The sequence below is a fragment of the Streptomyces flavofungini genome (assembly GCF_030388665.1).
GTDB lineage: Bacteria > Actinomycetota > Actinomycetes > Streptomycetales > Streptomycetaceae > Streptomyces > Streptomyces flavofungini_A.
This window is the reverse complement of record NZ_CP128846.1, coordinates 5,120,751-5,146,616: the sequence shown is the minus strand read 5'-3', so window position 1 is coordinate 5,146,616 and position 25,866 is coordinate 5,120,751. Positions and strand designations below refer to the sequence as shown.

Sequence of the window (25,866 nt, the reverse complement as noted above, 5' to 3'; positions counted from 1 at the left end):
GGTCCGCATCAAAGCCCCATGACCAGGACAGCTTCGGTCCGCATCGAACGAGTAAAGAAAGTAAAGACAGTCCCCGGCATATGGAACCTTCGATACCCCCCTCGGCGTTCATAGGGGTGTCGGTAGCTTCGTCCCAGCACGAAGCCCGCACAGTACGCACGTACTACACGGTTGTACTCACGCAACTAGGAAGGGACTCCCAACAATGGCTGTAAGCCTGTCCAAGGGCGGCAACGTCTCGCTCACCAAGGAGGCACCTGGCCTGACCGCCGTCACGGTCGGCCTCGGCTGGGACGTCCGCACCACCACGGGCACCGACTTCGACCTGGACGCCTCCGCCATCGCGGTGAACACCCAGGGCAAGGTCTACTCGGACGCCCACTTCGTCTTCTTCAACAACAAGGCGACGCCGGACCAGACCATCGTCCACACCGGCGACAACGTCACCGGCCAGGGCGAAGGCGACGACGAGCAGATCAACGTCAACCTCGCGGGCCTCCCCGCCGACATCGAGAAGATCGTCTTCCCGGTCTCGATCTACGACGCCGAGAACCGCTCGCAGAACTTCGGCCAGGTCCGCAACGCGTTCATCCGCATCGTGAACCAGGCCGGCGGCACCGAGATCGCCCGCTACGACCTCTCCGAGGACGCCGCCACCGAGACCGCCATGGTCTTCGGCGAGCTCTACCGCAACGGCGCCGAGTGGAAGTTCCGCGCCGTCGGCCAGGGCTACGCCTCCGGCCTCGTCGGCATCGCGCAGGACTTCGGCGTCAACGTCTGAGGTTCCTCCGCCCCGCGGACTTAGCAAGGGCCCCGACCCCACCAGGTCGGGGCCCTTCGCCATGCCCCAACCAACCCACCGACACTGGCACTATCCCCTCCCTCCAACTATTCTGAATCCCCAACTAGTCGAGAAGGCGCGACCGAAGAGCGAAGGGGGGACCGGAGTGCCAAAACCGCCGAAAGCGCCCGCCGCCACGGACCTGAGCACCAGCACGAGCTCCGGCACCGGCACCGGCACCTCACAATCCCGCGCTGCGGGGTCCGGCACTGCGCAGTCCGACGCCGCACGGTCCCGCACGGCACGGCACGGCGCTGCAGGGTCCGGCACCACACACACCAGCACCGCGCACACCAGCACCACGCACACCAGCGCCGTCAGCACCGCCTGGACCCGTGCCGCCCTGCCCCTCTGCCTCCTGGCCATCCTCGACACCGAGAAGCAGAGCTACGGCTACGCCCTCCTCAACCACCTCGCCACCGCAGGCATCCACGGCGTCAAGGCGGCCACCCTCTACCCGGCTCTCACCCGCCTCGAAGAGGACGGCTCCGTCGAGATCGAGTGGGGCGCCGGCGAGGGCGGCCCCGGCCGCAAGTACTACCGCATCACCGACGCCGGCCGAGCCCGCCTTCACCACGACCGCACCGCCTGGGCCTCCTTCACCCACTCCGTCGCCACCCTCACCGGGACCAGCGCACCCAGCGTCCCCGGTGAAGTCGGCGCAGCCAGCTCACCCAGTGAAGCCAGCTCACCGGGCTCACCCAGTGCGTCCCGCACACCCGGTGACCCCGGCCCGGCACGGCCCACATCTCATACAGCGGAACCGGGGGAACCGACATGACCAAGGGCCACCAGCCGAAGCTCACTTGGGGGCGCAAGGAGGACGAGGCGTGGGCCGCCTCCGTCGAACTGCGCCTCGTCCTCGACCACGACGCGCCCGCCGGCCTCGCCGACGACGTCCTCACCGAGGCGCACCAACTCGTCCACGAGGCGGACCGCACCGCCCTCGACCTCCTCGGCGACCCCGACTCCTACGCCCGATCCGTCGCCGACGAACGCATCCCCGAAGAACACCGCGCTCGCATCGACGCCCACGGCCTGACCCCCGGCGAACGCATCTCCGGCTCCTTCGTCTCCCTCGGCGTCGGCGGACTCCTCTTCTGCGGCTTCGAGTGGCTGCGCGACGGCCTCCAGGTCGGCATCGGCTGGCCGTCCTTCACCATCACCGCCGCCGTCGTTCTCGGCGCGACGCTGGCCACCGCGGCCCTCGCCGCCCGCGCCGCCGGCCGGGTCCGCGGCGCCTGGTACTTCGCAGCCGCCGCAGCCGGAGCGGTCTGCACGGCAGTTGGCGCCACTCCCTTCGTCCCCACAGGCCAACTCTTCGCCGTACCCGCCCCGGTCCTGATGGTCGTCTGCCTCGCCGCCATCGCCGCAGCGGTGAAGTTCCCCGACACCACCCTCGACCGCTGGTTCACCCCCGCCCCGTGCAGTGGTGACGACGAGGCCTGGTTCGCCCGCCTCGACGGCCTCTTGCGCGGCCGCCACGCCATGCCGTCCGCCCAGGCCCGCGACCACGTGCGCGAGGCCCGCCACCACCTCGCCGCCACCCCGGGCACCGAACCCGCCGCCGACGTCTTCGGCGACGTCGAGGTCTACGCCCTACGCCTCTCCGACGGCCCTCGCCGCAGCCAACGTCTCGCCCGCCGCCAGTTCTACGGTTCCTGTCTTCTCGCTGTCTGCCTCACCATCCTGCTCATCGACAATCTGACCGACCCCGACACCTCCCCCTTCTGGCTCGCCGTCAACACGGGTGCCCTCGGCGCGACCCTCTGGTCCCTCCTCGGCGAATGGCGCCGCTCCACCAAACGCACTACCCCCACCTCCCCGGACCCCGGGAACTCCCCGTCCCCCGACACCTCGTCCTAACCCCGGCCTGGCCCGACTCCGACACATCACCCGGGCGCAGTCCGCCACCCGACTCCGACGCATCACCCGGGCACCATCCGCCACCCAGCTCCGATGCATCGCCCGAGCACGGTCCGCTATTTGCCCGCCGGGACACGGCCCGGGCCTGCCCTATCGGGCGACGTCCGCCCCGTTCCCTGCCGGGCCGTTAGCCTGCGCCACATGATCCTCGAACCGCTCGCCGCCACCGTCGACGGTGCCTCCCCCGACGACCTGCCGGGCCCCCTCCTCACGGAACTCACCGCCCTGTACGCCTCCAACCACGAGTTCTTCGCACTCAGCGGAGACTTCCCGGACCCGCACCACATCAGCACCGAGCAGGTCGCCACCGCACTCGCCGACGAGCTCTCCCAACCCGGCGCCGAAGTGCTCCTCGGCCGTTCCGAGGGTCGACTCATCGGCGTCGTGGCTTTAGACGCCATTTCGTTTGGTGTGATCTTGCGGCAGCCTGGGACGGTGACTTCTTCGCTTGTTGAGCGAATGGCTCCAGATGATCTGTGGGAGCTGTTCGAGCGGGTGGTGCCGCCGGCGCCGGAGCGTCCGCAGGGCGGCGGTCGCCGTCGGCATGGGGACCGGGAGGTGCTGGCCGCGATCATCTTCGTCGCCACCTCGGGCTGCACGTGGAACCAACTGCCGCCGGGCTTCGGCCCTTCGGGAGTGACCGCTTTCCGCCGGTTCACCGAGTGGTCCGAGGCGAGGGTGTGGGCCAAGCTCCATCGCCTTGTCCTCGATGAGCTCGGCTCCCGCGGTGAGCTGGACTGGTCGCGCTGTGCGATCGACTCAGTCAGCGTCCGCGCCCTCAAAGGGGGCGGCTGACGGGACCGAATCCGACCGACCGCGGCAAGAACGGATCGAAAATCCACCTGATCGTCGACCGTCACGGCCTGCCTCTCTCGCTCGGAATCTCCGCCGCCAACCTCCACGACAGCCAGGCCCTCATCCCGCTGGTCCGCGGTATCCCGCCCGTCCGCTCCCGCCGCGGCCCCAGGCGTCGGCGGCCCGCCAAGCTCCACGGCGACAAGGGGTACGACTACCCCCACCTGCGACGCTGGCTCTCTTTACGGCAGATCACCCACCGCATCGCACGCAAGGGCACTGAGTCTTCCCAGCGCCTGGGTCGGCACCGCTGGGTCGTGGAACGGACGGTGTCCTGGCTGTCGGGCTGCCGCCGACTCCACCGCCGATACGAACGCAAGCCCGAGCACTTCCTCGCCTTCACCGCCATCGCGGCAACCCTCATATGCCATCGCAGAATCGCCAAATGAAATGACGTCTTAGGAGTGTTCTCTGGCCCCACTTAGGAATGAGTGCTGGCCCCACCTGTCAAGGGCGGGAAACGGTTCCAGCGAGTTTTGGCCCCACTGGGACTGTTGCGGTGGGAGCATCAGCGTGCCCTGAGCTTTGAGGGGGCGCGTATGGCGCCAAGCAAGATCGAGATGTACGCGGCGATCCGTCGTGACTCGCGCATGCTGGGCTTGTCGGTACGCGCGTTGGCTCGCAAGTACGGAGTCCATCGCCGCACGGTCCGGGAGGCCCTGTCGTCGGCGTTTCCTGCGCCGCGGAAGAAGTTGCCGCCCCGCCGTTCGCGCCTGGATGCCTTCAAGCCCGCGATCGACGAAATGCTGCGGACGGATCTGGATGCTCCACGCACGCAGCGGCACACCGTGAAGCGGATGTTCGAGCGGTTGCGGGACGAGCACGAGATGGAGGGCATCTCCTACTCCACCGTCTGCGACTACGTGCAGTGGCGCCGACCGGAGATACGCCAGGAAGCCGGGCTGGGGCCGGTGCAGGTGTTCATTCCCCAGTCCCACCGGCCCGGGGCGGAGGCCGAAGTTGATTTCGGGGATGTGTGGGTAAAACTCCGGGGCCAACCGACCAAGTGCACGCTGTTCACGTTCCGCATGTCGTTCTCGGGCAAGGCCGTGCACCGCATCTTCGCCTCCGAAGGCCAGGAGGCGTTCTTGGAGGGGCACGTCCATGCCCTCAGGGTGCTCGGCGGGATCCCGACCAGCAAGGTCCGATACGACAACCTGCGCTCCGCGGTCTCGCGGGTGCTGGGCTTTCGTGACCGCCGTGAATCCGAGCGCTGGGTGGCCTTCCGCTCGCACTACGGACTGGAGGCGTTCTACTGCCAGCCCGGCAAGGAAGGCGCCCACGAAAAGGGCGGAGTCGAAGGCGAAGTCAGACGCTTCCGCCGCAACCACCTCGTCCCGGTTCCGGAAGTCGATTCACTTGCAGAGCTCAATGCCCAGGTCGAACGCTGGGACCTGGAGGACGACGCCCGACGGATCGGTTCCAGACCGCACACCGTCGGCGAGCACTTCACCGTTGAACAGCCCCTGCTGAGGGCATTGCCCGAAGAACACTTCGAGACTGCCAGGCTGTTCAACCCGCGCGTCGACAGATACGGGCAGATCCGCATCCGCATGAACCGCTACTCGGTGCCGGTGCGTCTCATCGGCCGGCAGGTGCGCGTCCTGCTGCACGCCTCCGAGTTGGTGATCTACGAGGGACGCACCGAGGTCGCCCGACATGAACGGCTCGCCACCCGCGGCGGAGTCCGCCTGGAGCTGGACCACTACCTCGAGGCCCTCCTGCGAAAGCCCGGAGCCCTGCCCGGAGCGACCGCACTCGAACAAGCACGCGCTGCAGGCAAGTTCACTCCTGTCCACGATGCCTGGTGGGCGGCGGTCCGCAAACTTCACGGGGACCCGGCAGGCACCCGGGCACTGATCGAGGTGCTTCTGCTGCACCGCACGATGACACACGAGCATGTCGTCGCCGGCATCGCCGCGGCCCTCCAGGCCGGCGCCATGACCTCGGATGCGGTCGCAGTCGAGGCCCGCAAAGCGGCCCGGACCGACTCGGTCAGCACCGTTGATCACGGACCTGAGCAGAGCTTCCCGCAGGTCACCTCGCTCACCGAACGGCGCCTGGCTGCTCTGCCCCCGGACACCCGGCCGCTGCCGTCGGTTGCCGCCTACGACTCGTTGCTGAGGCGGCACCGGCCGCCACCTGCTGAACCCTGAAACCTTGCCAGGAAGGGAGAACGCCGTGAGTGACCGCCATCGCGGCCTGACCGAGCAGGCTGCCGACGCGGCCGTCGACACCGCCTGCCGAGTGCTTCGACTGCCCACCATCCGAGGTCAGTACAACGCGACGGCCGATGCCGCCGAGCGTGAACAGATGACCTATCGCGGCTTCCTGGCCGAACTCTTGATGGCCGAGTGCGAAGACCGCGACCGGCGTCGGTCCGAGCGACGCATCAAGTCCGCCGGGTTCCCCCGGCAGAAGTTCCTGCGGGACTTCGACTTCGACGCCAACCCCAACGTCACACCCGCCACCGTCCACACATTGGCCACCTGCGAATGGGTCCGCAAAGGGCAGCCGCTTTGCTTGATCGGCGACTCGGGCACCGGCAAGTCCCACCTGCTGATCGCGCTGGGCACCGAGGCTGCCATGGCCGGCTTCCGAGTCCGCTACGTCCTCGCCGCGAAACTCGTCAACGAACTGGTCGAGGCGGCCGACGACAAGCAACTGACCAAGACCATCGCCCGTTACGGGCGCGTCGATCTGCTCTGCATCGATGAACTCGGATACATGGAACTCGACCGGCGAGGCGCCGAACTCCTCTTCCAGGTTCTGACCGAACGTGAGGAGAAGAACAGCGTCGCCATCGCCTCCAACGAGTCCTTTTCTGGCTGGACGAAGACCTTCACCGATCCTCGGCTCTGCGGCGCGATCGTGGACCGTCTCACCTTCGGCAGCAACATCATCGAGACTGGAACAGACTCCTACCGGCTTGCTCAGACCCGAGCCCAACAAGCCGACGGCTAAACAGTTTCGTTCCCACCGGCTGCTTCGGCACCGGACCACACCGCAAGATCCCCACCCGGCATCGACACGAATCGCCAGTCTCCCGGGCCTGTCACCTGCCAGGCTTCGAACGACGGATCGGCTCCGCAGTCGAGATGCAGTCCGTTGTCGAAGACCAGCCGCAGAGTTCCTGTCTTGAAGGCCACAGCCGACAAGATCTTGGCTCCGAACAAGGCCAGAGCCGCCGCCACATCCTGCTGCCCCGGATCCATCATCTCCTGCCGACCGTCCCTGGCAGCAGGGCCCTGAGACAGTCGACACGGGCCTTCCAGAACGACCCAGGCATCCGATCCCAGCAGAAGCGACAGCTGATAGTCCACGCTGATCTTGGTGACAACCAGGCCCCGAAGGCCCAAGATCCAACGGTCTTCATGCTCGGCAAAGGCAGATTCATTCACCACCGCACGATGCACTGCCACATACCTGCCGCGCCAGTCAGATCTGTCCCGGAAGCCTCACAGCTACCACCAGGTGGGGCCAAAACTCACCGGTGATCAACACCTTCCCGGCGCGCAAGTGGGGCCAAAACCCACTCCTCAACGGGGCCACCACTCAGCGTTTTCAGAGTGGCCACTGATCGGGTGATGGTGCAGGTGCCCGCAACGCACGAGGCTCCCGTGCCGTTGAGGGAGGTGTTCGAAGTCTCAACCCACCGGCGCAGGAGCCTCGTTGGTTCCCTATCCTGCCGCACTCGACCTGCCCCATGCCCTGGTCGAGTGGGTCACCATGCTCATCGTCACCCGCGAGGGTGACCGCCGCTGCAAGCTCCCTCCGCACCAACGTGCGTTGGTGGCCCTGGTGTACCTGCGCAAGCACGACACCCTCGCGCAGACAGCCGCCGGTTTCGGTATCTCCGTCGGCACCGCCCACGCCTACACCAGCACCGTCATCGCCCTCCTTGCCGAACGGGCCCCGGGCCTGCTGAAGGTCTTGCGCGCGAGCGATCCGGACTACGTACTGCTCGACGGCACCCTGGCGGAGTGCGACCGCGTCGGCGACAGCACGGCCGACTACTCCCACAAGCACCGCCGACACGGCGTGAACGTGCAGGTCGTCACCGACCCGGTCGGGCAGGTGCTGTGGATCTCGCCGGCGCTGCCCGGCCGGAGCCACGACCTCACTGCGGCCCGCACCCACCGGATCATCCGGATCTGCGCCCGGCAGGGTGTTCCCGTGCTCGCCGACCGTGCATACCAAGGCAGCGGGCCGTGGGTGACCACCGGGAAGAAACGACCACCCGGCGGAGAACTGTCGCCGACCGAGCGCACCGTCAATAGAGCCCTGGCCGGGGCCCGGGCACCCGTCGAACGCGGCATGGCACGGCTCAAGACCTGGCGCATCTTCCGCAGATCCCGCAGCAGCCCCAACCACATGACCATCATCGCCAAAGCCGTCCTCACTCTGGAGCAGCACCGCTGAAAACGCTCAATGATGCGTGAGGCCAGGCGTCGTCGTCACCCTCGCCCACCACCCCGACCCGGCCGACCCCGATCCCTGGATCGGCCTCCTCCTGGTGGACAGCCGAGTCCAACGCACGGGCCTCGGCCGCCAGTTGGTCGCCGTCACCGAGGACCGCTTGCGCACCGCCGGCCGTACCGCCGTACGCCTCGCCATCCTCGACAACAACCCGAAGGGCCTCGCCTTCTGGACCGCCCTCGGCTACCAACTCCTCGACCACCGCGAAGACACCCAACTCGGCCGCCCCTGCGCCGTACTCCGCAAGCCCCTATGAGTGCCTGGCCCTGGGCAGCTGAAGTGGTAGTCGCGCTCTGTGGGCCTGTGAGGCCGGTGCCCTGCAGGCCGGCGCTCTGTGGGCCTACGGCTTGTCCGGCTTCCCTTCTCCGTAGAGCCAGTCCGCCCACACCTTCTTGAGTTCCTCGCGTGCTTCGTCGTCCCCCGCGTGCTTCTCGACGTATGTCGTGAAGTCCTTGGTGTTCGCGTTTCCGTGGCGGTAGGTCTTCGCCCAGCCCTGGATGATCTCGTAGAAGGTCTCGTCGCCGACCGTCTCGCGAATCTTGTGGATCACCATCGCTCCCCGGTCGTACACCGGGGTACCCGAGATGTTCGCGGCGTCCGGCTGCCTTGCCGGCGGGAAGGCCCAGAGGTCTTCGTCCTCCCCTTCCTCATACAGCGCGTCGAAGATGTCCTGCGCGCTGTCCTCTCCGAAGTCCTCCTCCCACAACCACTCCGCGTAGCTCGCGAGTCCTTCGTTCAACCACATGTCCTGCCACGTCTTCGGCGTGACCGAGTTGCCGAACCACTGGTGGGCCAGCTCGTGGACGAGCGTCGACGTGTTGACCTCGGAAGCGGGGAACACCGGCTTCGTCTGGGTCTCCAGGGCATAGCCCAGGTTCACCCGGTCCTCGACGATCGCTCCGGTCGAGGCGAAGGGGTAGGTCCCGAAGTTCAGCTTCGCCCAGTCCATGATCTCGGGGATCTTCGAGAGGACCTTCTTGGTCTTCTCGGCCTTGTCGTCCGGCAGTGTCGAATCGATCGCCGTGAACACCGGGATGCCGGAATTCGACTCGGCCGTCATCGACTTCTTCGTGTCGTACTTGCCGATCGCCACGGTCGCCAGGTAGGTCGCCATGGGCTCGGCGGTGTGCCAGGCGAACGTGGTGCGGCCGTTCGCCGTGGTCTCGTGTGTCAATTCGCCGTTGGAGATCGCCTTCAGCCCCTTGGGCACGGTGATCTTTATGTCGTATGCGGCCTTATCGCTCGGGTGGTTGTTGCTCGGGAACCACACCATCGAACCGGCGGGCTCCCCGACCGCGAGTGCGCTCTCCTCCCCCTTCAGCCAGCCCTCCTTCGCTTTGTCCGCGTCGGTGACCGTCTGTGGCGTCCCGGAGTAGCGAACGGTCGCGCTGAAGGTCTCGCCCCGGTCGAGATCGTTACGCGGGTGCACGGTCAGCTCGTCACCGGTGCGGTTGAAGCGGGCTTCCTTGCCCTCGACGGTGACTTCCTTCACCTCCAGGCCCCTGAGGTCGAGGTTGAAGGCGCTGAGCTTCTTGGTGGCTCGGGCGGTGATGTCCGCCCTGCCGGTGAGGTGGCGGTTCTCCGGGTCGTATCCGAGCGTCAGGCCGTAGTGAGCGACGTCGTATCCCCCGTTGCCGAGCTTGGGGAAGAACGGGTCGCGCACACCTGCGGCGCCGGAGGTTCCGTCGACTCCGCCGCCAGTGCAGGCGGTGAGGGCGGTCAGCGTCAGGGCGGCCAGGGCTGCGGGGGCGATACGGCGGGCGCGGGGCCCCTTGGTCAGAGGGGCGGTGGCTCGGTAGTTCACCTCGGTGATCCTATGGCCACCGCCCCGCGAGACCTCATGCCAGGGGCGTCAGCTGAGCGGCGTCCGCTCGGGCTGGAGCAGTCAGCGGTTGAGCGCCGCCACTCCCGCCTTCGCGAACTTTTCGTCCAGGTCACCGCTGGGCGCGCCCGCCACGCCTATGCCCGCGATCGGCGCGCCCTTGGCTGTGACCGGAGCGCCACCCGCGAGGAACAGCGTGCCGGGGATGTCCTTCAGGTTCGGCGTCTGGGCGAGGCGCTTGGCGAGCTCGGAGGTGGGGGCGTTCCACGACACGGCCGTGTAGGCCTTGCGCTCGGCGGATTCGTAGGACTGGGGGCCGGCGCCGTCACCGCGCAGCGAGACGATGGTGTTGCCGTTGCGGTCGACGACGGCGACCGTCACGCGCTGGTTCTCCTTCTTCGCGGCGTCCAGAGCAGCCTCCGCGGCCTTGGTCGCGGCCGCCATATTGAGGTGCGTGGAGGTGGTGAGGTGGCGACTGCCGGCGTCGGCGGTCACGGCGGCCTTTGCGGCGGCGTCCGGCGTCCCGGCCGTGGCCGAGACCGTGCCGAACGTCGCGGCGGCGACCGTGGCGAGGGCCGCGGCCGTGGTGAGGATGCGGGTGCGCGGGGAGAGCTGCTTCATCGACTTCATGTCCGTTGACTCCTGTGCGAATGCGGTCTGTTGAGAGTGGGCGGCGAGTCGATCCCCGCCTCGCAATCCATCGTCCGGCCGCTTGCCGCCTCTCCTCGTCGGCACTACGGCTGCGTGCCGCGCACGATTCGGCTGACAGCCATGTCAACCGATCGGTTGATCCGGGTGCTCGGCACCACGAGCCAGAATGGGGATGTCTTCCCAGATCAGGCGTGTGCGATCAGGCATGTGCGATCAGGCGTGCGCAGCCAGGCGCGTCATCGTGGGGTCAAGTGCGCGAGCGAATTGCGACGCATCACGCGTCGGATCGCACGCGCGGCACCAGGCGCACACACGATCAAGCGCACAAGATCAGGTGAACAGGGCCAAGTGGACAAGGTCTGGTGCACCGGTCGAGTGCGCGGGACCACGTACACGGAATCGGGCGCGCGGGATCAGCCCGTGCGGTCCAACGTCAACGGCGGCCAAGAAGGAGGCCAGCGTGGAACGGCACACAGACGGCCTCGGCGCTGTCGAACAGCACCCGGACGGCCTCAGCACCATGGACCAAGGCAAGGACGGCCTGCGCGGGGCGCGGCAGGGCGAGGGCGACACCCTCGCCGTGGATCAGCAGACGGCCGGCCTCCACTCGACGGCCCCCGAGTCGCGCTGGCTCGGCCCCGTCATGCACACAGCGTTCTTCCTCCTCCTCACCGCCTCCCTCACCCGATTCCTCCTGCGCCACCCGGGCGAACCCCGCACCCCAGGCATCGTCGCCCTCGCCGTCGCCCTCGCCGTCCTCTATCTCCTGGGCCCCGCCCCCGGCGCCACGCCCAGCACCCGCCGCCCGCTCTGGCTCGGCTCAGTGGTCGGCGCATGGGTGGTCCTGGTCGTCCTCGCACCGAGCTTCGCGTGGTGCGCGGTGCCCTTGTTCTATACGGGGCTGCGCACGCTCCCGACACGAGCGGCGCTCGTCCTGGTCACAGCCCTCACCGCCCTTGTGGTCGCCGCACAGCTCAGACTCGCCGGCGGCTTCGACCCGAACCTGGCCTTCGCACCACCCGCCGTCGCAGCCGTGGCCACAGCCGTGTTCATCCACATGCAGCGGCAGACAGCCCAGCAGCGCGCCCTGATCGACGACCTGATCCGCACCCGCCGCGAGCTGGCCGCCACCGAAAGACGCGAGGGCACCCTCGCCGAGCGGCAACGCCTCTCCATGGAGATCCACGACACCCTGGCCCAAGGCATGTCCAGCCAGCAGATGCTGCTGCAGGCCGCCGAACGGGTGTGGGACGCCGACCCGGCGACAGCCCGCACCCACGTCCGAACAGCGGCAGCCATCACCGAGCAGGGGCTGGCAGAAGCCCGAAGATTCGTCCACGACCTCGCACCCGCAGACCTTGCGGACGCCGGTTCCGACGACGGCGAAGCCCTGCCATCGGCCCTCAGCACCTTGGCCGCACGCGAATCGGAAGCGGAGCTTGCCATCCGGTTCCACGCCGAGGGAAAGCCCGTCCCCCTGCCTGGCAGAGCCCAGTCGGCGCTGCTCCGGATCGCCCAGGGCGCGCTGGCGAACGTACGCGAGCATGCGGACGCGAGCGCGGCGGCGCTGACGCTGACGTACCTGGACGACCAGGTGGTCCTCGACATCGCGGACAACGGGAGAGGGTTCGTGGTCGCGGGAGGCGTTGCGGGGTTCGCCAGCAGACGGGATGAGCAGGTGTCCGACGTGTCCGAAGCTCCCGGGGGCTCCGGGGGCTCCGGGGGCTCCGGGGGCTCCGGGGCGGAGGGCGACGCCCGAGGGGCCTCGGCCACGGGTGGTCGGCGAGGGCTTGGCTTGCGTGGGCCAGGCGCCCGGAGCGGGCGGGGCCATGGGCTGCCCGCGATACGGGCTCGGGCTCGACAGCTGGGAGGGACGCTGACGGTTGAGTCGGCGCCGGGCGAGGGGACAGTGCTGTCGGTCTCGATCCCCTTGTCCACGTCCACGTCCACGGAATCGGCATCGGCATCGGCATCGGCCCCAGACGTGGGCGCAGGCTCAGGGCTGCCTGCCGCGGCACCTCCACCCACGACGGGCTCCTCCCCCTCGCCGCCGTCCACGCCGTCGCCTCCGCCCACCGCCTCGGCCACCCAACCGTCCCCATCGCCTTCGTCGAGCCCGCCGCCCGCCGATCCACCGTCATCCGGGAGTGCCCATGAGCAGTAGTACGCCCACGAGTGAGCCGGTACGGCTGTTGGTGTGTGACGACCATGTGGTGGTACGTGCCGGGTTGCTGGCTCTGTTGGCCAGTGCGTCCGGGATCGAGGTGATCGGTGAGGCCGGGACGGGTGAGGAGGCGGTGGCGCTGGCCGCCAAACTGGCGCCGGACGTGGTGCTGATGGACCTGCAGTTGGGGCCGGGGATCGACGGCGTGGAGGCGACACGGCGTATCGCGGCCGGGGAGCACGGCGGCGGGGGTGAGGGCGGTGACGGCAGTGGCGCTGGCGCTGGCGGAAGGGGTGCTGGCGCGAGTGGGAGTGGTGACGGCGCTGGCGGGAGTGGTGACGGAGATGGTGGGGGTGGTGACGGGGACGGTGGGGGTGGTCGTGGTGCGCCGCGGGTTCTGGTTCTCACCACGTACGACACCGATGCCGACATCACGCGGGCCATTGAGGCGGGGGCGACGGGGTATCTGCTGAAGGCCGAGCGGCCTGAGGAGTTGTTTGCAGCGATCCATGCGGCGGCGCAGGGGCGTACGGCGTTGTCGCCGCCGGTCGCGTCCCGGGTGATGGCGCAGATGAGGGAACCGAAGCCCACACTCACGCCTCGGGAGCTGGACATTCTCAAGCAGCTCGCGCAGGGGATGGGCAATCGGGAGATCGCGAGGACGCTGTTCATCAGTGAGGCGACGGTGAAGACGCACTTGGGGCGGATCTACGAGAAGTTGGGGGTGGATACGCGGGCGGGGGCCGTGGCGGTGGCCAAGGAGCGGCGGTTGCTTCCCTGAGAGCGGCCAAGGGGGAGGGGGTGCCGGCCGCGTCGAGGTCCTTGTGAGTCACGTCGAGGCCACCCGGCGGGCCTTGCCGAGGCCACCTTGCGGGCCGCCCGAGGCCACCCCGAGGCCATCCCGAGGGTGAGGTGCGGGTGAGGTGCGGGCGGCCCGAGGGTGGGGAGCGTGGCACCATCGGGCGCGTGCTCGATATTGGTTACGCCCTTTCTCGCCGTTTTCCGGACCCGCCGCAGATGGACTACCGCGTGGCGGATGTCCACACGCTGCGGCACGACCTGTTCTGCGGGGATGTGTATCTGGCGGACACCAAGGCGGACCGGGAGGTGGGTACGGCGTGGGGGTGGGTGCCGGTGCTCGACTTCGCTTGGGCGCTGTGCGACATCGTGGAGCAGTTGGACCGGGATCCGCTGGGGAGCCGGGCGTCGAGGTCGCAGTTCGCGGAGCTGGACTTCACGGAGTCGACGGACCGAATGCTGTTCGAGCGACGGTTCGGGTGGGTGGACATCGAGGCGGACTGGATGAGGGCGGAGGAGGAGCCGCTCACGTTCTCGCACGGGGAGCTGAGGAAGGAGGCTCGGGACTTCCTGCACGACTTGTTGGCCGACCTCATCGACATGCATGAGGAGCTGGGGGCGAATCCGGTGATCTGGACGTTGCAGGCACAGTTTCCGCGGGTGGGCTGACGCCCGGTCGGCAAGGTGAGCCGGGGCGCGCGGGAGACCTGGTGACAGGCGCGCGGGAAGACCGGCGGAGAGCCAGGGGGAGAGTCTCGGCGAAAGGCGCGCGGGAGGCCCAGTGGAGGCGCGCGAGGGAGGCCCAGTCGAGAGCCCGGGAAGGCCCGGGGAAGGGCCCGGGGAAGGGCCCGGGGAAGGGCCCGGGGAAGGGCCCGGGGAAGGGCCCGGGGAACGGCCCGGGGAACGGCCCGGGGAACGGCCCGGGGAACGGCCCGGGGAACGGCCCGGGGAACGGCCCGGGGAAGGGCCCGGGGAACGGCCCGGGGAACGGCCGGTGGGGGGATGTCACATTCGGGGTGGGGCGTACGTCGTAGTGGTGAACGCGTTCTCGTGCCCGTGAGGGTTGACTGAAACGGAGGCCGCCCATGGCCCGCGCCACCCGTGCTCCCCACTCCCCAGGACGTTCCGAGACCCACATCACCGTGGTCGGTGGCGGGTTCGCCGGGCTCACCGCCGCCATCACGGCTGCGGAGGCCGGTGCACGTGTCACGTTGCACGAGGCGCACCACACGTTGGGGGGCAGGGCCCGGACGGCTGAGGGGGCGTACAAGACGAATGAAGGGCCGCATGCGCTGTACAGCGGTGGGCCGCACTGGACGTGGTTGAAGCAGCGGGGGCTGATCGGGGACCTCGCGCCGATCCCGCCGATCGAAGGGACGAGGCTGCGGCTCCGCCACCAAGGGGCGCTGCGTCGGACGCCGCCGTTCGCGATGCTGAAGTTGTTGCGGCGGTCGCCGGAACAGGCGCCGGTGGACATGGACTTCGCGACGTGGGCGGGGGCGCAGGTGGGCGAGGAGGGCGCGCGGGCGGCGGCGCACTACTCGGCGGTGGCGTTGTTCCACCACGACCCCGGTTCGCTGTCGGCGCGGTTCGTGCACACGCGGTTGCGGCGGGCCGCGAAGTTCCCGCCGGAGGCGCACTATCCGGTGGGTGGCTGGGGAGCGGTCGTCGACCGGATGGCCGGCCTGGCGTGGAACCTGGGGGTGCGGGTGGAGACGCTGGCCCGGGTGGACGACGTGGGAGAGCTCACGGACCGGGGCCCGGTCGTCGTGGCGACGTCGCTGGACGCGGCGCGGCGGCTGCTGAAGGACGACACACTGCGCTGGGAGAGCGGGCGTACGGCGCTGGTGGATGTGGCGGTCAGGAGCCGCCGCGGGGACCTGTTCGCGGTGTCGGACCTGGATGCGACGGGGTGGGTGGAGCGGTTCACGACGCAGGACCGCACGCTCGCGCCCGCCGGTGAGCAGCTGATCCAGGCCCAGATCCCGATCGGCCCCAAGGAGGCCAAGGCGGACGGTGTCGCGCGCGCCGAGGAACTGCTCGACCTCGGTTTCCGGGACTGGCGTGAGCGCGTGACCTGGCGACGGGCAGGCGTGGCGAACGGCCGCACCGGAGCACTCGACCGCCCCGGCACCACCTGGCGCGACCGGCCGGCGGTGGACCGGGGCGGGGACGTGTATCTCGCGGGAGATCAGGTGGCGGCACCCGGGCTCCTGTCGGAGGTGTCGTTCAACAGCGCGATCGAGTCGGTGACGCTGGCGCTGACCAGGAGGAGGGGGATGGCCGGTGGCGGACGACCGGGCGACCACACCCCCTGGGTTGACCTCAAGTCTGCTTGAGGTTGAAGAGTGACGAGGGCCAGCGTCCGGGCGGCCACCTCAGCGGCCGGACGGACCCCGACGTCACCGCAGGGAGACCTCATGCGCGCCGTCCGCCTCCACGCCTTCGGCCCCGCCGAGAACCTCACGTACGAACAGGTCGAAGACCCTCGGCCGACGGCGGGTCAGGTGCGTATCGCCGTCGCAGCGGCCGGAGTTCACCTCGTCGACACGGCGATCCGCGCGGGCGACAAGGGGCCGATGCCCGAACTGCCCGCGCTGCCCACGATTCCGGGCCGGGAGGTCGCCGGAACCGTCGAGTCCGTCGGCCCGGGGGTGCCCGCGGACTGGCTGGGCAAGCGCGTGGTCGCGCACATCGGCTTCGCGCCCGGCGGGTACGCCGAGCTGACGGTGACGGATGCGGCCCGGTTGCACGAACTCCCCGAGGGCCTGGACTTCGCGGAGGCGGTGGCGTTGATCGGGACGGGGCGTACGACGATGGGAATCCTGCAGTTCGTGGAGGTGGACGAGGAATCGGTGGTGGTGATTCCGGCGGCGGCGGGCGGGATCGGGACGCTGCTCGTGCAGTACGCGAAGCGTGCCGGGGCGACGGTGGTGGGCCTGGCGGGTGGGCCCGCGAAGGTCGCACGGGTGCGGGACAACGGGGCGGATCTGGCGGTGGATTACACCGACGCGGGCTGGCCGGACGAGGTGCGCCGGTATCTCAAGGGGCTCGGCGAGGGCGGCTCCCGCAACAGCGGGCCCCACGACGGCGGACGCGCGGCGACCGCAGGAACCACAAGGGCCACAGAGACCGCAGGGGCCACAGAGACCGCAGGGGCCAGAGAGACCGCAGAGACCGCGGCGACCGCTGTGCTCGACGGGGTCGGCGGAGCCGTGGGGCGGGCGGCCGTGGAGCTGCTCGGGGCGGGCGGTACGCATGTGACGTTCGGTTGGTCGGGGAAGGAGGGGCCGGTGACGCTCAGGCAGGACGAGCTCGCGGAGCGGGGGATCACGCAGGTCAATCCGCTGGGGGCGGCGATGCTGGAGAGGACGGGTGGGGAGAATCCGATGCGGGCGCTTGAGCTGGCGGCGTTCGAGGCGTACGCCGGGGGGTACTTCACGCCCGCCGTGCAGCGGTTCCCGTTGCGTGAGGCGGCCACGGCGCATCGGGCGCTGGAGTCCCGGGGGACGTCGGGCAAGGTGGTGCTGATCCCGTAGACGGGAGGGTCGGGGCCCGCCCCGCCCTGCCCCCGCTCACGCCCCCAGCCCCAGCCCCAGCCCCAGCCCCAGCCCCAGCCCCGCACCGTGGCGAAAACAAGGTGCTCGTACGACAAACGGGAACTACCGTCCGTTATATGGACTCCGCACGCCCCGCCGCCCACACCGCCACACCTCACAGCTCCACACCCCACACCGCCACACCCCACAGCTCCGCACCGCACCCCACCACCTCCCAAGCCACCCCCCACGCCACCCCCCTCACCATCCGCCCCCTCCCCGAGACCGACATCGACCGCGCCCTCGACCTGGCGTACCTCGTCTTCCATGACACGCCCGAGGAGGAGAAGCGCAAACACCACCACGACCTGCTGCTCGGCTGTGACCGCATCGGGGCGTACGACGGGGACACCCTGGTCGGACTGATCGCCGCGTTCCGTTTCACGGTGTCGGTGCCGGGCGGCGAACTCCCCTGCCCCGGCCTGACGTTCGTCTCCGTGGCGCCGACGCACCGCCGTCGCGGCGTGCTCTCGGGGATGATCGCGAAGCTGTACGAGATGTGCCAGGAGGAGGGCCGCCCGGTGGCCGCGCTCTGGGCCTCCGAGGACGCGATCTACGGCCGCTTCGGCTTCGGCCCGGCCACCCACGGCAACACCGTGGAGATCAACTCCGAGCGCCCGCTGGCCCTGCGTGTCACCCCGGACGACGGCCCCCTGCGCCTCGTCGACCCGGCGGACGCCCCGGCGCTGCTCGGCGCGTACTACGACCGCACCCGCGCCGACCGCGGCGGCCGCATCGCCCGCAGTGAGGCGTGGTGGAGCGAGGAGTGGCTGGTCACGGAGGACGAGGAGGACGACGAGCTGTCGCCGCCGCGAGTGGTGGTGCTCGGCGCCCACCCCGACGGCACGCAGACCGATGCCCCGCAGGCCGATGCCCCGCAGGCCGATGCCCCGCAGACCGCCACCACCCCGCAGGCCGCCGCCGACCCCACCACCCCCCGAACCCCCGCCCTCGCTCCCACCCCCATCAAGGGCTACGCCCTCTACCGCACCAAGTCCCGCGACGACGCCCGCGGCCTGGTCCGCCTCGACGAACTGGAGGCCGACACCCCGCAGGCCGCCGCCGCGCTCTGGCGCTACCTCGCGGACATCGACCTCACGGGCGTAATCCGCGCCTGGGGCCGCCCCGTGGACGACGACCTGCTCCTGTTCGCCGCGGACCGCGACCAGGTCCGGGTGACGGGGTACTTCCCGGCGCTGTGGCTGCGGCTCGTGGACGTGCGCGCCGCGCTCCTCACCCGCGACTGGGCCGCCCCCGCCGCCCTCGTCCTGGAGGTCACCGACACCCAGGTCCCGGCGAACGACGGCCGCTTCCGCCTGACGGTGTCACCGCGGGGCACCACGCACGAGGGCGCGGACACCCCACACGCAGGCACGGGCACCCCGCACGCAGGCGCGGACACCCCCCACGCAGACACGGACACCCCGCACCCCGCCACAGGCACGGAGACGTACAAAGCCACGTTCAAGACCACGTTCAAGACCACGTACAAGGCCACGTTCCAGGCCACGTACGAACCCACCACCGCCCCCGCCGACCTCAGCGTCGAGGTCCGCGACCTGGGCGCCGCCTACCTCGGCGGCACCCGGATCACGGCGGCCGTGCGGGCGGGCCTGGCCACGGAGCACACCCCGGGCGCGGCGGCGGCCCTGGACGCGGCCCTGCGCACGGACCGCCTGCCGCACACCGTGGACGAGTTCTAGGAGGAGCCGAGCTCGGCCAACGCGCCGTCGGTCAGCCGGTACACCGTCCACTCGTCCTGCGGCCGCGCCCCCATCGCCTCGTAGAACGCGATCGACGGCGCGTTCCAGTTCAGGACGGACCACTCGAGGCGCCCGTACCCGCGCTCGACGCAGATGCGGGCCAACTCCCGCAGCAGCGCCTTCCCGTGGCCGCCGCCGCGCGCCTCGGGGCGCACGAACAGGTCCTCCAGGTAGATGCCGTGCACCCCGCGCCACGTGGAGAAGTTCAGGAACCACAGGGAGAAACCGACGGGCTCCCCCGTCGCGTCGTCCACAGCGATGTGGGCGTACGCGGCGGGCCGCTCGCCGAACAGCGCCTCGCGCAGCTGTTCCTCGGTGGCGCGTGCCTCGTGCGGCTCCTTCTCGTACTCGGCGAGCTCACGGACGAGGGTGTGGATGAGCGGGATGTCATCGGGCGTGGCGGTACGAATCATGCGCGCAGCAAGCCACAGGCCGCGGCGCGGGGTCAACCACGTTTCCACCGCGCGAAGGCCCACCGCCCGACCCACCGCCCGCCTCGTCGGGCCCCTGCTGCTCCTGGCCGCCGCCCTCACCGGCTGCGCCGAGAAGCCGAGCCGGGCCGAGAATCCGAACCAGGCGGAAAAGCCGAGCCGGGCCGAGAATCCGAGCCGGGCGGACAAGCCGAGCCAGGCCGAAAACCCGAGCCGGACGGAGAAGCCCACCCAGAGCCCCGCCGGAAAACCGACGCGCACCCCGGCCGACCCCGCCTGGTGGGCCCCCGCGCCAGGAGAGATCACGGACTGGGACTGGCAGATCACCGAGCCCTACGACCTCTCCGCGCCCCGCCAGATGTACGACCTGGACCTCTTCGACCTCGCGCCGAAGGGCTCCCAGCTCCGGTACGCCGACGGCGACGTCATCGACGTACCCCCGGGCCCCCTCGCCGGGAAGATCGACGAGCTGCACGCGCGCCGCCCGCGCCCCGTCGTGATCTGCTACGTCGACACGGGGGCGTACGAGCACTACCGTCCCGACGCGGCCCGCTTCCCCGGCCACGAGAAGCGCGAGGACGCCATCCCGAACCGGCCGGACGCCCCGGCCGACGGCTCGGTGATCGGCTGGGACACGGGCTGGGCGGGTGAGCGCTGGCTGGACATCCGCGAGGGCTCGCGGGACGCGTTCGCGGAGGCGGTGTGGGCGCGGTTCGACCTGGCGGAACGCATGGGCTGCGACGGGGTCGAGCCCGACCAGAACAATCCGCGCGGCAACGACCCGGGCTTCCGGATCCCGCTCGCGGACCAGGTCTCCTGGTACCGGGAGGTCGCACGGCAGGCGCACGCGCGCGGGCTCTCCGTCGGCATGAAGAACGGCCACAACGAGCCGGGGACGGCGGCGCGGCTCGTGGACTCCTTCGACTGGGCGCTGCCCGAGGAGTGCGTGGAGTTCGCGGAGTGCGGGGAGCTGAAGCCGTTCGTGGCGGCGGGCAAGGCGGTGTTCGCCGTCGACTACAGGAAGTCGGTGGCCGCCCCGGCGAAGGCCTGCCGTACGCACAGGAAGCACGGCCTGGACGGACTGATCAAGGACGAGCCGCCGACGGGGGCGTACCGGAAGCGCTGCGCCTGAGGCCCACCGGCCGACGGCACACGCCGATCTCAGCACCCGCCCCCGCCCACACACCCGATCTCACCACCCGCCCCCGCCCACACACCCGACCTCAACACCCGCCCCCGCTCAACGCGAGTGCCCCCTCACCGCCCCCACAGCCGCCGGGCCACCTCCAGGTGATCCGCCGGCAGCGGCCGCCCGTCCTCGATCTCCCAGAGCGCGTTCTGCAGCACCCGCCCCATCGTCCACGCCTTGGCCCGCTCCCGGTCGAGGCCGAGGATCTCCGTCATGGCGTCGAACCGCCAGCACACCTCGTCCGCCTCGAAGAGGTTGTCGAGTGCGGGCCACAGGTCGAACCCGGGGTCGCCGGCGAGTGGCTTGGGGTCGATGGCGAGCCACGGCTCGCGGTCGGAGGCCAGGACGTTGTCGAAGTGCAGGTCCCAGTGCAGCATCCGGTCGCCGGGCTCGCCCACGACCTCACGCACGGCGTCGGCGCAGCGCGCGATCAGGGCCCGCTCGCCCGGGTCGGGGATGGCCTTGAGGGCGGCCGGGGTGTCGTCGAGCATCTGGGCCGCGATGTCGCCGAGGGTGCGCATGCCGGGCGGGGCGGGCACGGAGGTGAGGCGGGCGAGGAGTTCGGCGAGGATGACGACGGCCTTGCGGGTCTCCGCGGGGCCGGTCTCGGCGTACTCCGACAGCTCCGCGCCGTCGCGGGCACGCTCGAGGAGCATGGTGCCGGTGGCGTCGTCGTAGTCGAGCAGCCGCACCGCGCCGTCGCCGTTCCACACGCGCAGGGCGACGGGCTCGCCCTCCGTCTCCTCGTCGAGGACCTGGAACTTCACGACGGCGTCGCTGCCGTCGGCGCGGCGCACGGGCAGCACGAGCGCCGCCATGCCGTACATGGACTCGCCGACGATCTTCAGCTCCCAGCGGTCGGCGAACTCCGCGACCCGGGCGGGCAGGGCGGCGATGAAGGCGCGACCGGCCTCGCCCGCGTACTCGTACTGCGACTCGATCAGCTCGTCAGGGACCTTGATATCGATCACGCTGGCGACACTACCGACGCGCCAAAATCACCACATGCGATTTGTTCCGGACACGAGGCGCACCCCGTTCCGGCCACCGCCAGGCACCCCGGAACACCTCACGGAATCCCCGCGTCCTCACCGAAGCCCCGAATCCCCGCGCCAAAGCCCCGAAACCCCGCGCTATCACGGAATCCCCGCGCCCTCACCAGGCCCCGAAGCCCCGAAGCCCCGCCCCCTTACTGAATCCCCGCGTCCTTCAGCACCTTCCGGAAGTCCTTCTCGCTGTACAGCGCCTCACCGGCCACCTTCTCGCCGTCCACGACGACCGTCGGCGTCCCCGTGATCCCGTCCTCCTGGAAGGCCTTCATCGCGGTGCCGACCCAGCTCTTGTACGTGCTGTTGGTGACCGCGTTCCGGAAGGCGGCGTCGCGCAGGCCGACCTTCTCGGCGATCTTGAGGAGGAAGGCGGGCGTGAAGGCGTCCTCGCTCTCCTCGGGCTGGTTGACGAAGAGCGCGGAGTGGAACTGCGGGAACTTGCCCGCCTCCACGGCGGCCCGCAGGGCGTTCGCGGCGTTCACCGAGCCGCTGCCGCCCAGGTTCCGGTCGAGGAACGAGGCGATCGTGTACTCGACCTTCACGTCACCGACGGCCAGCGGCCCAACGAGGGCCTGTGCGCCGCCCTCCTCGAACTTCTTGCAGAACGGGCAGCGCGGGTCCTCGTACACCTTGACGGTGTGCTCGGCGCCCGGCTTGCCGACGGTGATCACGCCACCCTTCACAGCGGTGGGCACCTTGGCGAGCCGCTCGACGGAGACGGGCGGAACCTTGGCTTCCGGGACGGTCTCCTGCGACGAGGAGGAGGACGGCCCACCGGAGGCCCCCTCGGACGGACCGCCGGACGGGCCATCGGACGAACCGCCGGACGAACCGGCCGACTCGCTGCCCGACGCCGAAGCGGAAGCCGACGGCGACTTCTTGCCCGCCCCCATCCAGTCGGGCCCGCCGTCGTCGGAGTCGTCGCACGCGGTGACGGCGACCCCGAGCAGCGCGACGGCGGTCACCGAGGCGGCCACGCGCCCAGCCTTGCGTACGGCACGTACGGCCATGAACAGCCCCCAGAAAACGTCGGAACCAGTGGCCCGAAAATCTATCCGACCCCTGCCCAGCGGCTCACGCGACCAGTAACGTCCCGCCCCATGAGCAGCACGAACACCGTGAACGGCGGCATCTCCTTCTGGTACGCGGACGACGGTCTGCCCACGGCCCGCGAACCCCTCACCGGCGACGCGACGGCGGACGTGTGCGTGGTCGGCGGCGGCTACACGGGCCTGTGGACGGCGTACTACCTGAAGAAGGCCGCGCCCTTCCTGCGGGTCACGGTCCTGGAGCAGCGGTTCTGCGGCTACGGCGCGTCGGGGCGCAACGGCGGCTGGCTCTACAACGGCATCGCGGGCCGCGACCGCTACGCCCGCCTGCACGGCCACGACGCGGCCGTCCGCCTCCAGCAGGCCATGAACGCCACCGTCGACGAGGTGATCCACGTCGCCGCCGAGGAGAAGATCGACGCGGACGTCCACCACGGCGGCGTCCTCGAAGTCGCGTACACGCCCGCCCAACTGGCCCGCCTGCGCGCCTTCCACGAGACGGAACTCTCGTACGGGGAGAACGACCGCACCCTGCACGGCGCCCGCGAGACGGCCGAGCGGATCCGGGTCGCCGGTGCCGTCGGCTCGTCCTAGACGCCGCACGGGGCGCGGCTGCACCCGGTGAAGCTGGTGAAGGGCCTCGCGGCGGCCGTCGAGGCGCTCGGCGTCACGATCCACGAGTCGACACCGGTCACGGAGATCAAGCCGAAGCACGCGATCACTCCGTACGGCACGGTCCGCGCCCCCTACGTCCTGCGCTGCACGGAGGGCTTCACGGCCTCGCTCAAGGGCCAGCGGCGCACCTGGCTGCCGATGAACTCCTCGATGATCGCCACCGCCCCGCTGCCCGCCGACGTCTGGGAGACCATCGGCTGGGCGGGCCGCGAGACGCTCGGCGACATGGCGCACGCGTACATGTACGCGCAGCGGACCGCCGACGACCGCATCGCGCTCGGCGGCCGCGGCGTGCCGTACCACTTCGGTTCGCGGACGGACAACGACGGCCGTACGCAGCCGGCCACCGTCGACTCCCTGCGCGAGATCCTGGTCCGCTTCTTCCCCCAGCTCACCGGCGTCCGGATCGACCACGCCTGGTCGGGCGTCCTCGGCGTGCCCCGCGACTGGTGCGCCACGGTCACCCTGGACCGCGCCACGGGCCTCGGCTGGGCGGGCGGCTACGTCGGCTCCGGCGTGGCCACCGCCAACCTCGCCGCCCGCACGCTCCGCGACCTCGTCCAGCACGACTCGGGCCAGGCGGGCCCGACCGACCTGACCGCGCTGCCCTGGGTGAACCACCGCGTCCGCAAATGGGAACCGGAGCCGCTGCGGTGGCTGGGGGTGCACGGGATGTACGCCACGTACCGCTCGGCGGACCGCAAGGAGCTGTCGTCCCACACGGCGGAGTCCCCGCGCCGGGCCCGCCTCGCCGACCGGCTCTCGGGGCGGGGCGCCTGAGGGCTCACGGCCGAAGGCCCTGTCGTGCACGCGGTCGGCGTGCACGACAGGGCCTTCGGCCTGGTGTTGCTCTGGAGCCCCCTGTCGGATTCGAACCGACGACCTTCGCTTTACAAGAGCGGCGCTCTGACCAGCTGAGCTAAGGAGGCATGCGGCGACGTGCCCGTGCAGTGTAACCAACGGGTCCGACACGTCCGGGGGCGCTCTCGAAAATTTCCGCGAAGGTCGTGACCTTCCGGCTACTGACAGACCAACGACCTGCGGGGTACGGTCACGGACAGTTCACCCACGTGGACTAGACCCATCCTTTACTCGGATCGTCCGGCACGTTCCTGCCGGTGAAGGGGGCCCTCACCATGGCCACTGTTTCGTTCGACAAGGCGACCCGGATCTACCCGGGTTCCACCAAGCCCGCCGTCGACGGTCTCGACATCGAGATCGAGGACGGCGAGTTCCTCGTCCTGGTCGGCCCGTCCGGCTGCGGCAAGTCCACCTCGCTGCGGATGCTCGCGGGCCTGGAGGACGTGAACGGCGGCGCGATCCGCATCGGCGACCGCGACGTCACGCACCTGCCGCCCAAGGACCGGGACATCGCCATGGTGTTCCAGAACTACGCGCTGTACCCGCACATGACGGTCGCCGCGAACATGGGCTTCGCCCTGAAGATCGCGGGCGTCGACAAGGCCACCATCCGGCAGAAGGTCGAGGAGGCCGCGAAGATCCTCGACCTCACGGAGTACCTGGACCGCAAGCCCAAGGCCCTCTCCGGCGGTCAGCGCCAGCGCGTCGCGATGGGCCGCGCCATCGTCCGTGAGCCGCAGGTCTTCCTCATGGACGAGCCGCTGTCGAACCTCGACGCCAAGCTGCGCGTGTCGACGCGTACGCAGATCGCCTCGCTCCAGCGCCGTCTCGGCATCACCACGGTGTACGTCACCCACGACCAGGTCGAGGCCATGACGATGGGCGACAGGGTCGCCGTGCTCAAGGACGGTCTGCTCCAGCAGGTCGACTCGCCGCGCAACATGTACGACCGCCCGGCGAACCTGTTCGTCGCGGGCTTCATCGGCTCCCCGGCGATGAACCTCGTCGAGGTCCCGATCACCGACGGCGGCGTGAAGTTCGGCAACTCTGTCGTGCCCGTGAACCGTGAGGCGCTGTCCGCCGCCGCCGACAAGGGCGACCGCACGGTCACCGTCGGCGTCCGCCCGGAGCACTTCGACATCGTGGAGCAGAACGGCGGCGCCGCGAAGTCCCTCTCCAAGGAGAGCGCGGACGCCCCGGCCGGCCTCGCCGTGTCCGTGAACGTCGTCGAGGAGCTCGGCGCCGACGGGTACGTCTACGGCACCGCCGAGGTCGGCGGCGAGCAGAAGGACCTCGTGGTCCGCGTGAACGGCCGCCAGGTGCCGGACAAGGGCGCCCAGTTGCACGTCGTGCCCCGCCCGGGCGAGACCCACGTCTTCTCGACGTCGACGGGCGAGCGGCTCAGCGACTGACCGCAGACCGCTTGCGCGAAGGGCCCCGCACCGGAGAGTGCGGGGCCCTTCGTCGCACCCGGCCGCACCCGTGCCGCGCGGCAGTCCTTCCTCGCACCCGGCCGCCCCCCTCCCGCGCGCGGCGGCCCTTCGTCGTACCCGGCCGCCGTCCGCCGCACACCCCCCGCCCCCACCCCCCGCCAAGGGTTGTCGACAAATACCCCGGCACATCGGTCATTTCGATCCTTGTGCGTCAACGCGCACACAGAAAGACACCTCCGTCCGTCGCTCGACCGGGTGACTAAATGTCGCCAAATCATCAC

At 70.1% G+C, this 25,866-nt stretch carries 22 protein-coding genes, 1 tRNA gene and 1 pseudogene; 17 read left to right on the top strand and 7 right to left on the bottom strand.

The features are described from left to right. Positions 1 to 205 precede the first annotated feature (205 nt). From QUY26_RS21770 to istB, 6 genes are all read left to right on the top strand, one after another. The gene (locus QUY26_RS21770; protein ID WP_289949196.1) at positions 206 to 781 is read left to right on the top strand and encodes a TerD family protein; all 576 of its coding nucleotides are present in this window, start codon (positions 206 to 208) and stop codon (positions 779 to 781) included. Between the two features lie 166 nt (positions 782 to 947). Further along, positions 948 to 1,622 carry a PadR family transcriptional regulator gene (locus QUY26_RS21765; protein ID WP_289949195.1) on the top strand — a complete coding sequence of 225 codons (675 nt, stop codon included), beginning with the start codon at positions 948 to 950 and terminating at the stop codon, positions 1,620 to 1,622. Next, a complete protein-coding gene (locus QUY26_RS21760) occupies positions 1,619 to 2,707 on the top strand; it encodes a hypothetical protein (protein ID WP_289949193.1) in 1,089 nt (362 codons plus the stop codon). Before QUY26_RS21765 ends, QUY26_RS21760 begins: the two co-directional genes overlap by 4 nt. Positions 2,708 to 3,226: 519 nt before the next feature. Next, positions 3,227 to 4,011 (top strand): IS5 family transposase gene (locus tag QUY26_RS21755; RefSeq protein WP_289955696.1). Its coding sequence is split into 2 segments (ribosomal slippage): positions 3,227 to 3,560 and positions 3,560 to 4,011, totalling 786 coding nucleotides; the frame shifts between segments, so codons are not numbered across the junction. A gap of 150 nt (positions 4,012 to 4,161) precedes the next feature. Further along, positions 4,162 to 5,778, top strand: coding sequence for an IS21 family transposase (istA, locus tag QUY26_RS21750; RefSeq protein WP_289949192.1), 1,617 nt, complete (start codon positions 4,162 to 4,164; stop codon positions 5,776 to 5,778). Between the two features lie 25 nt (positions 5,779 to 5,803). Further along, entirely contained in the window at positions 5,804 to 6,586 is a 783-nt protein-coding gene (gene istB / locus QUY26_RS21745; protein WP_289949190.1) for an IS21-like element helper ATPase IstB, read from the top strand. On the opposite strand, the gene QUY26_RS21740 is transcribed toward istB, so the two are convergent. After that, on the bottom strand, positions 6,583 to 7,023 hold the full coding sequence (locus QUY26_RS21740; RefSeq protein WP_289949188.1) for a DUF6188 family protein: 441 nt from the start codon (positions 7,021 to 7,023) through the stop codon (positions 6,583 to 6,585). The genes istB and QUY26_RS21740 overlap by 4 nt on opposite strands. Positions 7,024 to 7,294: 271 nt before the next feature. Here QUY26_RS21740 and QUY26_RS21735 point away from each other — a divergent pair, with 271 nt between their 5' ends. Further along, positions 7,295 to 8,044, top strand: a complete 750-nt coding sequence (locus QUY26_RS21735; protein ID WP_289949186.1) for a transposase family protein — start codon at positions 7,295 to 7,297, stop codon at positions 8,042 to 8,044. A gap of 16 nt (positions 8,045 to 8,060) precedes the next feature. Next, entirely contained in the window at positions 8,061 to 8,357 is a 297-nt protein-coding gene (locus QUY26_RS21730) for a GNAT family N-acetyltransferase (protein ID WP_289949183.1), read from the top strand. An 84-nt stretch (positions 8,358 to 8,441) separates the two neighbouring features. Here the strand turns inward: QUY26_RS21730 and QUY26_RS21725 are convergent, their stop codons facing one another. Both QUY26_RS21725 and QUY26_RS21720 read right to left on the bottom strand, forming a co-directional pair. Further along, positions 8,442 to 9,905 carry a M1 family metallopeptidase gene (locus tag QUY26_RS21725; protein WP_289949180.1) on the bottom strand — a complete coding sequence of 488 codons (1,464 nt, stop codon included), beginning with the start codon at positions 9,903 to 9,905 and terminating at the stop codon, positions 8,442 to 8,444. A gap of 81 nt (positions 9,906 to 9,986) precedes the next feature. Then, positions 9,987 to 10,544, bottom strand: a complete 558-nt coding sequence (locus QUY26_RS21720; protein WP_289955901.1) for a GlcG/HbpS family heme-binding protein — start codon at positions 10,542 to 10,544, stop codon at positions 9,987 to 9,989. 673 nt (positions 10,545 to 11,217) lie between these two features. On the opposite strand from QUY26_RS21720, the gene QUY26_RS21715 reads away from it, so the two are divergent. The 6 genes from QUY26_RS21715 to QUY26_RS21690 all read left to right on the top strand — a co-directional run bounded on the left by QUY26_RS21715 (position 11,218) and on the right by QUY26_RS21690 (position 18,838). Next, entirely contained in the window at positions 11,218 to 12,738 is a 1,521-nt protein-coding gene (locus tag QUY26_RS21715) for a sensor histidine kinase (protein ID WP_289955899.1), read from the top strand. After that, positions 12,728 to 13,519 carry a response regulator gene (locus QUY26_RS21710; protein WP_289949179.1) on the top strand — a complete coding sequence of 264 codons (792 nt, stop codon included), beginning with the start codon at positions 12,728 to 12,730 and terminating at the stop codon, positions 13,517 to 13,519. The genes QUY26_RS21715 and QUY26_RS21710 overlap by 11 nt, the downstream gene beginning before the upstream one ends. Positions 13,520 to 13,704: 185 nt before the next feature. Then, positions 13,705 to 14,205 carry a hypothetical protein gene (locus QUY26_RS21705; protein WP_289949177.1) on the top strand — a complete coding sequence of 167 codons (501 nt, stop codon included), beginning with the start codon at positions 13,705 to 13,707 and terminating at the stop codon, positions 14,203 to 14,205. A gap of 416 nt (positions 14,206 to 14,621) precedes the next feature. Then, positions 14,622 to 15,875 (top strand): NAD(P)-binding protein, encoded by a 1,254-nt coding sequence (locus tag QUY26_RS21700; protein WP_289949175.1) that lies wholly within the window; start codon positions 14,622 to 14,624, stop codon positions 15,873 to 15,875. Between the two features lie 81 nt (positions 15,876 to 15,956). After that, positions 15,957 to 17,075: a zinc-binding dehydrogenase gene (locus QUY26_RS21695; protein WP_289949173.1), complete on the top strand. Its 1,119-nt coding sequence runs from the start codon at positions 15,957 to 15,959 to the stop codon at positions 17,073 to 17,075. Positions 17,076 to 17,212: 137 nt separating this feature from the next. Next, a complete protein-coding gene (locus QUY26_RS21690; protein WP_289949171.1) occupies positions 17,213 to 18,838 on the top strand; it encodes a GNAT family N-acetyltransferase in 1,626 nt (541 codons plus the stop codon). Here QUY26_RS21690 and QUY26_RS21685 read toward each other — a convergent pair. Continuing rightward, on the bottom strand, positions 18,835 to 19,311 hold the full coding sequence (locus tag QUY26_RS21685) for a GNAT family N-acetyltransferase (RefSeq protein WP_289949169.1): 477 nt from the start codon (positions 19,309 to 19,311) through the stop codon (positions 18,835 to 18,837). The genes QUY26_RS21690 and QUY26_RS21685 overlap by 4 nt on opposite strands. Between QUY26_RS21685 and QUY26_RS21680 the strand changes: the two genes are divergently transcribed. After that, positions 19,310 to 20,461: an endo alpha-1,4 polygalactosaminidase gene (locus QUY26_RS21680; protein WP_289949167.1), complete on the top strand. Its 1,152-nt coding sequence runs from the start codon at positions 19,310 to 19,312 to the stop codon at positions 20,459 to 20,461. The genes QUY26_RS21685 and QUY26_RS21680 overlap by 2 nt on opposite strands. 125 nt (positions 20,462 to 20,586) lie before the next feature. Here QUY26_RS21680 and QUY26_RS21675 read toward each other — a convergent pair whose 3' ends face one another. Together QUY26_RS21675 and QUY26_RS21670 are read right to left on the bottom strand one after the other, a co-directional pair. Beyond that, positions 20,587 to 21,489, bottom strand: coding sequence for an aminoglycoside phosphotransferase family protein (locus QUY26_RS21675; protein WP_289949164.1), 903 nt, complete (start codon positions 21,487 to 21,489; stop codon positions 20,587 to 20,589). Between the two features lie 218 nt (positions 21,490 to 21,707). After that, the gene (locus QUY26_RS21670; protein WP_289949163.1) at positions 21,708 to 22,577 is read right to left on the bottom strand and encodes a DsbA family protein; all 870 of its coding nucleotides are present in this window, start codon (positions 22,575 to 22,577) and stop codon (positions 21,708 to 21,710) included. 90 nt (positions 22,578 to 22,667) lie between these two features. On the opposite strand from QUY26_RS21670, the pseudogene QUY26_RS21665 reads away from it, so the two are divergent. Further along, a pseudogene (locus QUY26_RS21665) lies at positions 22,668 to 24,071 on the top strand (NAD(P)/FAD-dependent oxidoreductase). Between the two features lie 72 nt (positions 24,072 to 24,143). Here the strand turns inward: QUY26_RS21665 and QUY26_RS21660 are convergent. Next, positions 24,144 to 24,220 (bottom strand) — tRNA-Thr (locus QUY26_RS21660). A 207-nt stretch (positions 24,221 to 24,427) separates the two neighbouring features. Between QUY26_RS21660 and QUY26_RS21655 the strand changes: the two genes are divergently transcribed. Beyond that, positions 24,428 to 25,564: an ABC transporter ATP-binding protein gene (locus tag QUY26_RS21655; protein ID WP_289949161.1), complete on the top strand. Its 1,137-nt coding sequence runs from the start codon at positions 24,428 to 24,430 to the stop codon at positions 25,562 to 25,564. Positions 25,565 to 25,866: the final 302 nt, after the last annotated feature.